Annotated in this window: 6 protein-coding genes and 1 pseudogene; 1 reads left to right on the plus strand and 6 read right to left on the minus strand. The window is 63.4% G+C overall.

Annotation, left to right across the window (positions count from 1 at the left end; translation table 11 throughout):
- Positions 1-1,920: YhdP family phospholipid transporter (locus tag I5W_RS22585; protein ID WP_044530941.1), on the minus strand; the 1,920-nt coding region annotated here is incomplete at its 3' end.
- Between the two features lie 291 nt (positions 1,921-2,211).
- Here I5W_RS22585 and glnE point away from each other — a divergent pair.
- A complete protein-coding gene (gene glnE, locus I5W_RS22590; protein ID WP_199901788.1) occupies positions 2,212-4,926 on the plus strand; it encodes a bifunctional [glutamate--ammonia ligase]-adenylyl-L-tyrosine phosphorylase/[glutamate--ammonia-ligase] adenylyltransferase in 2,715 nt (904 codons plus the stop codon).
- Positions 4,927-5,018: 92 nt separating this feature from the next.
- On the opposite strand, the gene I5W_RS22595 is transcribed toward glnE, so the two are convergent.
- The 5 genes and pseudogenes from I5W_RS22595 to I5W_RS22615 form a co-directional block, all read right to left on the minus strand.
- The gene (locus I5W_RS22595; RefSeq protein WP_044530937.1) at positions 5,019-5,747 is read right to left on the minus strand and encodes a class I SAM-dependent methyltransferase; all 729 of its coding nucleotides are present in this window, start codon (positions 5,745-5,747) and stop codon (positions 5,019-5,021) included.
- Between the two features lie 179 nt (positions 5,748-5,926).
- The gene (locus tag I5W_RS22600; protein WP_044530938.1) at positions 5,927-6,454 is read right to left on the minus strand and encodes a hypothetical protein; all 528 of its coding nucleotides are present in this window, start codon (positions 6,452-6,454) and stop codon (positions 5,927-5,929) included.
- Positions 6,455-6,701: 247 nt separating this feature from the next.
- Positions 6,702-7,718 (minus strand): annotated as a pseudogene (gene gap / locus I5W_RS22605) (type I glyceraldehyde-3-phosphate dehydrogenase).
- 191 nt (positions 7,719-7,909) lie between these two features.
- The gene (locus I5W_RS22610) at positions 7,910-8,437 is read right to left on the minus strand and encodes a GNAT family N-acetyltransferase (protein WP_199901789.1); all 528 of its coding nucleotides are present in this window, start codon (positions 8,435-8,437) and stop codon (positions 7,910-7,912) included.
- A 14-nt stretch (positions 8,438-8,451) separates the two neighbouring features.
- A partial coding sequence (locus tag I5W_RS22615) for a transketolase-like TK C-terminal-containing protein (protein ID WP_044530940.1) occupies positions 8,452-9,385 on the minus strand: 934 nt, incomplete at its 5' end.

Here is a 9,385-nt window from a genome sequence, read left to right on the forward strand (position 1 = left end):
GGACTGGCCGCGCGGCTTGTCGCCGGGCTTGGCGGTGTGGAAGGGGAAATCGGCCAGGGCGCCCTTGAGCTTGAATTGCACGTCCTTCAGGGTACCGGCCATGAGGCCTTCAGTGAGCCAGCGGCGCAAGGGTTCGCTCAGGTGCTGCGGCAGGTAGCGGCGCGCAGCCTTGAGGTCGAAGCTGCTCAACTCGCCGCTCACGTCCACACTGCCCATGGAACGGCCCTCCAGCGGCACCAGGTGCTGACCGTGCAGGCTGCCGGCCACGCCGGGTTGGGTGAACTGCATCTGGTCCAGGTCGACCTGCAGCATCTGGTCCTTCAGGAATTGCCAGCGCGCCTGCAACCTCAGGGTATCAAACGGCATGATCGGCTCGCTGAAGAGCTCGGCGGGCAGTTGCACCGCCAATTGCCGCGCATCCACCTTGACCGAACCACCCTTTTCGGTGGCATCGACTTCCCCGGAGAGATTGCTGAAACCGGGGAAGGCCGCCCACTGTGCCCGCGCCGGCTGGACCCCGCTCCTGTGGGACTCGACGTGGGCCGGCAAGCCCTTCAGGCCGAGGTTCTGGAAACGGCCATTGATGCGGTAGGAAGTCAGTTCCGGATAACTACCCTGCCATTGCACCGTGAAATCATGCAATTCCCCGCGCGGTGCCAGGTCATCCAGCAGCTTGCGGTGCGAGGGCGCCAGCGGCAGGCGCGTGGCCAGTTGCGACAGGGTCAGCAGGTTCAGGTAGCTGGCCTTGACGCTGGTACGCTCGGCCTTGAGCGGTGTAGCCGGCTCGTAACTCTCGGCAATCGAGGTCGGCGGCAGCACGAAGCCATCCGGGGTTTCGATGGAAAAATCGGTCAGCGTGACCTGGTGACCATTGGTGCCGAAGGTAGGAATGCCATCCTCCAGGTTGGGCCCCAGGGTTTCGCTGGCGGAAATGCGGCCGTTGACGCGCTTGAGCGAGAGCGGGTCCAACTGGCGCGACAGGCGGGCATGGAAATCGGTCAGGCGCAGGTCGGCGGTGAAGTTGGCGACCTTGGCATGGTCCAGCGTCAGCCAGGCGCGCACCGAACCACGGCCGCTGCGGATATCGATGGGGTAATCGATCCAGGCGCGCCAGACCGCCAGCTCGGTATTGCGCAGGTCGGCATACAGCAGCCCCTTCCAGCGCGAGATATCGGAGCTGCGCGCAAAGGCCGGATGGCTGAAATCGGCCCGCACATCCAGGGGCGCGGCCATGTCCTGCGGCGGGATGGCGCGCAGCGAGAGGCGATGGCGCAGCCAGCGGTTGTGCAGCACCAGATTGACATCCTGCAGCACCAGCTCCGGGGCGGCGCGCAATTCATCGTCCCAGCGCAGCTTGCTGTGGCGAATCACGATTTCGCGCTGCGACAGGAGCCAGTCCAGGCTGCTGCCATCGCCGCCGGCCAGCACCGGGATACCCGCCACGTAAAGCTTGCCCGCAGGATCGCGGCGGATGGCCAGGTCGGCGCCCTCGATACTGAGGTTTTCCACCCTGAGCGCCGCCACCAGCAAGCTGCTCCAGGATAGCGTGGTGGACACCCGCGGCAGGCTTAAGGCCGGCTCGCCCTGCTGGTCATGCACGGTAAGGTTGGTCAGGGCGAGTTGTGGACGCAGCCCATGCCAGGAGGCGGCGATGTCGTCGATGCTGACGGCGCGACCGATCTGGCGCGATACCAGGCGTTCGATCTGGGGCTTGTAGTGGCCGATCTCGGGCAAGACCGCATAACGCAGCACCAGGAACAGCGCGCAGAAGACAAAATAGGCCACCAGCAGCAGCTTCAGGGTGAAGCCCAGCACATGATGGCTGGCCCGGTTCAGACGCCGATAGCTGCCCCGCGCAAATCGCCAGCACAGCGCCCAACGACCGGGCTGGGGTGTGGCGTTATGGTGTTCTTGGGACATCAGGATGCAAGGCGGCTCGGCAAAAAAAGGAATCAGAGAGACAACATGATCGCATGGAAAACCGGCCCATGCCATCGGTGCAAAGGGGCTATGAGGGGCAAAATCGGCGATAAGTTTAAAAAGGGAAGCTAGAATCCCCCTTTTGATGCAGATCGCGTGAAAACGTCAGCCGACTGTCAGCCCCTGGACGCCTGCTCCCTGTCCCTTTCAGCCAGGTCAGGGCCCGCATGAAGCTCGATGACTGACGGTTTTCCTACTTTTACACCTTGTCCTGGAGCTTTGCGGTTGCCTATGCCTGTTCATCAAGTTTCCCTGGTCGATGCCAGCACCTCGCGCTACTACACCCGCTGGACCCAGGCCGACCCGGCCCGCAGCGCCCTGATAACCAGCACCGCCGCGCAAGCCATCGACCGCACCGTCATGCAGCAGCGCCTGGAGCAAGACCTGGCCGCCGGCCTGTCGCTGCCAGGCGCCATGCGCCGCCTGCGCAACCTCATCGTCTGCACCCTCATCACGCGCGACCTCGACGGTCGGGCCGACTTGGCCGAAGTAGTGGCCACCATGACCGCCTTTGCCGACTTCGCCGTGCGGACCCATCTGGCGGCGCTGATGCAGGAACAGGTGGCGCTGTACGGCACGCCCATCGGTGAAGAATCGGGCCGACCACAGGAAATGATCGTGCTGGGCATGGGCAAGCTGGGGGGCGGAGAACTGAATGTTTCTTCCGACATCGACCTCATCTTCGTCTACCCCGAAGATGGCGACACCCGGGCCGAGGCTGGCCAGAAGTCGCTGTCCAACCATGAATTCTTCGTGCGTCTGGGCAAGAAGCTCATCGGCGCCCTGGCCGAGATCACCGAAGATGGCTTCACCTTCCGCGTCGACATGGCGCTGCGCCCCAATGGCAACTCCGGCCCGCTGGTGGCCAGCTTCAACATGGTCGAGGAATACCTGGTGCGCCAGGGCCGGGAATGGGAGCGCTATGCCTGGACCAAGGCGCGCGCGCTGACCGGCACGGTCGAAGACATCGCCGCCCTGGAAGCCATCAGCCGGCCCTTCATCTTCCGCCGCTACCTGGACTTCGGCTCCATCGATGCGCTGCGCTCCATGCACGGCCAGATCCGCGCCGAGGTCAAGCGCCAGGAAGCGCTGCATCCCGACCGCAGCAACAACGTCAAGCTGGGCCGCGGCGGCATTCGCGAAATCGAATTCACCAGCCAGGTGTTCCAGTTGATCCGCGGCGGCCGCGACCCGGACCTGCGCGACCGCTCCACCCGCACCACCCTGCGTACCCTGGCCGCCAAGGACTTGCTGGCACCCGAGGTGGTAGCGCAGTTGCTGGAGGCCTACACCTTTCTGCGCGACCTGGAACACCGCCTGCAATACCTGGAAGATGCGCAGACCCACACCCTGCCGGTCAATCCCGAGGATCTGCTGCTGGTGGCTCACATGATGGGTTATGCCGATAGCGCCGCCCTGCTGCACGAACTGGAGCGCCAGCGCGCCATCGTGGCCACGCAGTTCGACGCCATCTTTGCCGACAAGCAATCCGAGGCCGACAGCGACGGCCCCACCGTGGCTGTCAGCGAAAACGATAACCTGGAAGGGCTCACCGATGCCCTGCGCCTGGTCGGCTTCCCGCAAGAAGACATCGAGGATGGCGCGCGCCGCCTGCACCTGACCTGGCAATCGCCGCGGATGCAAAGCCTGCCCGAAGCCAGCCGCAACCGCCTCAACACCGTCATCAACAACTGCCTGCCGCTGCTGGCGGCACTGCACTACGATCAGTTGCCAGCGCTGGGCCGCTTGCTCGACTTCCTCGAAGCGATTGCCCGTCGCGCAGCCTACCTGGCCCTGCTCACCGAATATCCCTACGCCCTGCAGCGCCTGGTGCGCATGATCGGCGCCAGCGGCTGGGCGGCCACCTACCTCACGCGCCACCCGCTGCTGCTGGACGAATTGCTGGATGATCGCAACCTCAAGGCCGGCTCCGACTGGGCCGCCTTCGCCGACACCTGCCGCCGCCAGTTGAGCGCCGCCGAGGGCGACACCGAACGCCAGCTCGACATCCTGCGCGAGTTGCACCACGCTGAACTGTTCCGCCTGCTGGCGCAAGACCTGGAAGGCGAGCTGTCGGTCGAAAAGCTGGCCGACGAACTCTCGGCCCTGGCCGACGTGCTGGTGCAGGTGACCATCGAGGCAGTCTGGCAGACCATCGCCCAGCGCCATCGCGAGGTGCCGCGCTTTGCCGTGATCGCCTACGGCAAGCTGGGGGGCAAGGAACTGGGCTATGCCTCGGACCTGGACGTGGTGTTCCTCTACGATGACGACGACCAGGAGGCACCGGGCCTGTATGCCAAGCTGGCGCAGCGCTTCATCACCTGGATGACCAGCCACACCCCGGCCGGCACCCTGTTCGATATCGACATCGCCCTGCGCCCGGACGGCGCCAGTGGCTTGCTGGTCTCGCCGCTCTCCTCCTTCGAGAAATACCAGTTGAACGCCGCCTGGATCTGGGAACACCAGGCCCTCACGCGCGCCCGTTTCTGTGCCGGCGACACCGCCATCGGCGAACGATTCGAAGCGCTGCGCGAGCGCGTGCTGCGCCAGCCACGCGATGTCCAGAAGCTGGAAGAAGAAGTGCTGTCCATGCGACGCCGGATGCGCGAAGCCCATCCCAACCGCAGCCAGATGTTCGACCTCAAGCACGATGAAGGCGGCATGATCGACATCGAATTCATGGTGCAATACCTGGTGCTGCGCCATGCCTGCGACCATCCGCAACTGACCGGCGACATCGGCAACATCGCACTCTTGAAACTGGCCGCGCAACTGGGCTTGATCGATGACCTGCTGGCCGCCGAAGCGGCCAATGCCTATCGTCTCTTCCGCAAGCTGCAACACCAGATCCGCCTGCAAGGCTCGGAACGCGCTCACATCGATGCGATCCGGGTAGAACATGAACGGGCTTGCGTGATCCGCCTGTGGCAGCAGGTGTTCGGCTGACATGCTGTTGCCGGTATAGGAATGAAAAAACGGGATGCGCCTGAGGGTGCATCCCGTTTCTTCATGCAGATCATCTTTTGGGTGAAGCCCTGTTATTCCAGCGGCTTGACCGCCACCAGGTTGATCAGCGTTTCTTCACGCTCGGCCCTGGGCTTGATGCCGAAGACGCGCTCCAGAATGCCCAGGTCTTCGCGACTCCACCACAGGTAGGGATAGGAAATCGACTGCGGCGCCACCTGGAAGCCGGCACTGCGTACCAGGGCCAGGTATTGTTCCGCAGTCTTCTGCACTTCCATCGGATGGCGGAACAGCAAGCGGATGATCCACGAGTGGATATAGCGCTTGGTCGACTCGGCAAAGAGCAGGATGCCACCCGGTTTGAGCACGCGGTAGAACTCGCGGATCGCCTCTTCCTGGTCCACCAGATGATGGAAAGTCTGGTGGCAGAACAGCAGGTCCACGCTGCTGTCTTCCAGCCGCATCTGCGAGCTGGAGCACTGGATGAATTCGGCGCGCAGGCCCTCGGCGTCGGCCTCGGCGCGAGCGGCCTCGATCATGGCCGGGTCGATGTCCATGCCGATCAGACGCTGCGGTGCGAAACGAGTCTGCAGTTTCTTCAGCGACCGGCCCCAGCCGCAGCCCACATCAGCCACCACCGGATAGCTGCTGCGACGCTGGGGAATCAAACGCTCCAGATCCAGCATGGCGCGTTCCAGCACGTGCAGGGTCCAGGTTGGTGTGCGCAGGAACCAGAGCCCGAAGGCGGTCTCGGGAACGTGCTCCGACAGTGCGGCAGGCATGGGCGTCGAATGTGATTTCATGTCGTTATGCTTGTTTTGTCCTGGCCGGATGCCGCGACAAGCGACCACCGGCTTTCTGAGAGCCGGCGCTTCCCCCTGCCGGCTGATGAAAAATGCCCCGCAAGCGGGGCATCAGGATGTTACCGGGCGGCAAACGGGACTGCAACTGTCTCGCGTTTGCTCCCTGAGCTCAATCAATCTCAATATTTGGGCGGCGTCTTCTCATCGCGGCTGGCGCGGCGGTCGCTGCTGGCGTCGCGCGAGGAGGAGGAACTTTCGCGGTCACGCGAGCGGGCATTGTCGCGGCTGGAATCGCGATCGCGGGAACGGCTGCTGCGGTCGCTGTCCTTGGCATCCTTGTCCTTGCCATCCTTGCCCTTGCCATCATCCTTGCCCTTGCCATCATCCTTGGTCGCATCGGCCGCCGGGGCCGGCGGGGTCACGGTCTGGATACCCTTGGCCGCCATGTATTCGTGCATGTCCTTCCAGCCGGCAAAGATACCGGCCTTCAAGGCATCGGGATTGCGCTGGTAGCAGTCTTCCAGGCTCTGACCGGCCTGGCGGCAGCCAGCGCCCAGCGCAATGCCTTCTGCCTTGGCCTCTTCCGGGGTCTGCTTGGGCTTGGAAAAGCTGCTGACATAGTCACACGCGGACAGCGACAAGCTGACGGCGCAAATCAGGGCCAGGTTGGCCCACAGGCGAGGGGCCTGGGATGAGCTTGCGGACATGCGTTCCCTCATTGGGTCGGTTGCTCTTGTTGTTCGGGCAAAGCGCAAACGGAGAAATAAATGAACAAATAAACAAAAGGCCATTGCCAGCGCCACGCCAGCAACAGCCTTTGTACTCCTTTTGCAGGCTGATTCCCCATTTTCACCTCGGCAAAGCGACTTGCATACGAGGAAAAGAAACGGAAACAGCCCTGAAATTGACGCTCCCGGCCAGGAACTTCCCGACCGGAAGGCCAATCGACGCGTCTTACTTGGCCGTTGCCAGAGCCACGGTGGTGTCGAGCATACGGTTGGAGAAGCCCCACTCGTTGTCGTACCAGGACGAGACCTTCACCAGACGGCCGGAGACCTTGGTCAGGGTAGCGTCGAAGTTGGACGATGCCGGATTGTGGTTGAAGTCCACCGAGACGAGCGGATCGGTGTTGTAGGTCAGGATGCCCTTCAACGGACCGGATTCGGAAGCGGCCTTCAGGATGGAATTGACTTCATCCACGGTGGTGTCGCGCGAAGCCACGAAGGACAGGTCGACGATGGACACGTTGATCGTCGGCACGCGGATGGCGTAGCCGTCCAGCTTGCCGTTCAGTTGCGGCAGCACCAGGCCGACCGCAGCAGCAGCGCCGGTCTTGGTCGGGATCATGGACTGGGTGGCCGAACGGGCGCGGCGCAGGTCTTCGTGATAGACGTCGGTCAACACCTGGTCATTGGTGTAGGCGTGGACGGTGGTCATCAGGCCGTTTTCCAGACCGATCTTGTCGTTCAGCGGCTGCACCAGCGGGGCCAGGCAGTTGGTGGTGCAAGAGGCGTTGGAGATCACGGTGTCGGAGGCCTTCAACACGCCGTGGTTGACGCCGAACACGACGGTGGCGTCCACGTCCTTGCCGCCCGGAGCGGAAATGATCACCTTCTTGGCGCCGCCCTTGATGTGGGCGCTGGCCTTTTCCTTGGTGGGTGAGAAGCCGGTGCATTCCCAGCACACGTCCAACACCAGCTCGCCCCAGGGCAGCTCGGCAGGGTTGCGCTGGGCCAGCAACTTGAATACGGTCGCCGTTGACAACGATGGGAGTCGCCATTCACGGTCACGGTGCCGGGGAACTTGCCATGGGCGGTGTCGTACTGGGTCAGGGGGGCATTTGTCTTCGGGTCGCCCAGGTCGTTGATGGCGACGATCTCGATGTCGTGCTTCTTGCCCGCTTTCGTAGTGAGCGCGCAGGATATTGCGGCCGATGCGGCCATAACCGTTGATTGCTACGCGAATTGCCATGCTCTTCTCCTCAAGTAGTAAAAATCAATGCAAACCGGTAGTCGGGAAAGCGACCTGTCCGCAGCTTGCACCCTTGCGGCGCTGCCAGTCGGACATGAATCCTTCTTTTCCGGCCTTTTTGTTCAGTTGTTCTTGCCGTCCCTGCCTGCCCTGCTGATCCTGCCTATCCGTGGCTTACCGCTCTCACCCGCTCAGGAGTGGAGCTTGCGCCAGACGAAACCGATCTCGTCGAGTTCACTGCCATCATCCCAGGTGAACGTTTGTTCATAAAGCCTTTCGGCCCCGAGTGACTCGAAAAATTCCCCGGCGCCTTCGTTCTTGCTCAATACCCAGGTCATCAGGCCGGTCGCGCCGGCACGGATGAGGGTGGCGGCGACGTTGGCCAGCAGGCGCTTGCCGATTCCCTTGCGCTGCTCATCGGGCAGCACGCAGATGGCGGTCAGCTCGGCGTCGCAGCCGAAACGCGACTCCGCCAAGGTCATGCCGGAAGCGAAGCCGATGATCTCGCCGCCGCTCTCGGCCACGAAGGTGCAGGCGGCGTCCGAAGACGCTTCCAGCACCTGCTCCCACAGCTTGACACTTTCCTCGGGCTTCAAGTGATCCAGATAGCTATCGGGCACCAGGCCACGATAGGCGGCGCGCCAGGCGTCGATGCGCACACCGGCAATCGACGCCGCGTCGCCCTTGCGGGCGCGACGGAACAGGACTTCTTCAGTCATGGACACCAGACTGCTCAAGCCAGTACTGCCTTGGCCTTGGCCACCACGTTCTCGACAGTGAAACCGAAGTGCTTGAACAGCACGCCAGCCGGGGCCGATTCGCCGAAGGTATCGATCCCGACCACGGCGCCTTCCAGGCCCACGTACTTGTGCCAGAAGGCGGTCACGCCGGCTTCAATGGCCACGCGCGGGACGCCGCGCGGCAGCACCGTGGCCTTGTAGGCCGAATCCTGGCGGTCGAACACGTCGGTCGAGGGCATCGACACCACGCGCACGGCGATGCCTTCAGCGGTCAGGGCGTCGGCGGCCTTGGTGGCCAGTTCGATTTCGGAGCCGGTGGCGATGAGCACCACCTTGGCGTTGGGCGCATCGCGCAGCACGTAGCCACCGCGGGCGATGTCCTTGACCTGGGCGTCGGTACGCTCCTGGAACGGCAGGTTCTGGCGCGAGAAGATCAGGGTGCTCGGACCATCGTGACGCTTGATCGACTCGGCCCAGGCCACCGCGGTTTCGGTGGTGTCGCATGGACGCCAGTTGTCCAGGTTGGGGATCAGGCGCAGGCTAGAGACGTGTTCCACCGACTGGTGGGTGGGGCCGTCTTCGCCCAGGCCGATGGAGTCGTGGGTGAACACGAACAGCGAACGGATCTTCATCAGCGCAGCCATGCGCAGGGCATTGCGGCTGTAGTCGGAGAAGGTCAGGAAGGTCGCGCCGAAGGGCAGATAGCCGCCATGCAGGGCGATACCGTTCATGATGGCGCTCATCCCGAATTCACGCACACCGTAGTTGATGTGGTTGCCGCGCTGGTCAGCGCGCACGGCCACCGATTCCTTCCAGTTGGTCAGGTTCGAGCCGGTCAGGTCGGCCGAGCCGCCCAGGAATTCCGGCAGCGCCTGCGCATAGGCCTGGATGGCGTTCTGGCTGGCCTTGCGGGTGGCGATGGTTCCT

Origin of the sequence: Herbaspirillum sp. B65 (assembly GCF_000333555.1) — a bacterium.
Taxonomy (GTDB): domain Bacteria; phylum Pseudomonadota; class Gammaproteobacteria; order Burkholderiales; family Burkholderiaceae_D; genus Herbaspirillum; species Herbaspirillum rubrisubalbicans.

What these genes read in the sequence shown, in the direction of transcription:
- glnE (WP_199901788.1), top strand. Translation starts at nt 2,212, where the DNA reads ATGCCTGTTCATCAAGTTTCCCTGGTCGATGCCAGCACCTCGCGCTAC.
- I5W_RS22610 (WP_199901789.1), bottom strand. Translation starts at nt 8,437, where the DNA reads ATGACTGAAGAAGTCCTGTTCCGTCGCGCCCGCAAGGGCGACGCGGCG.
- I5W_RS22600 (WP_044530938.1), bottom strand. Translation starts at nt 6,454, where the DNA reads ATGTCCGCAAGCTCATCCCAGGCCCCTCGCCTGTGGGCCAACCTGGCC.
- I5W_RS22595 (WP_044530937.1), bottom strand. Translation starts at nt 5,747, where the DNA reads ATGAAATCACATTCGACGCCCATGCCTGCCGCACTGTCGGAGCACGTT.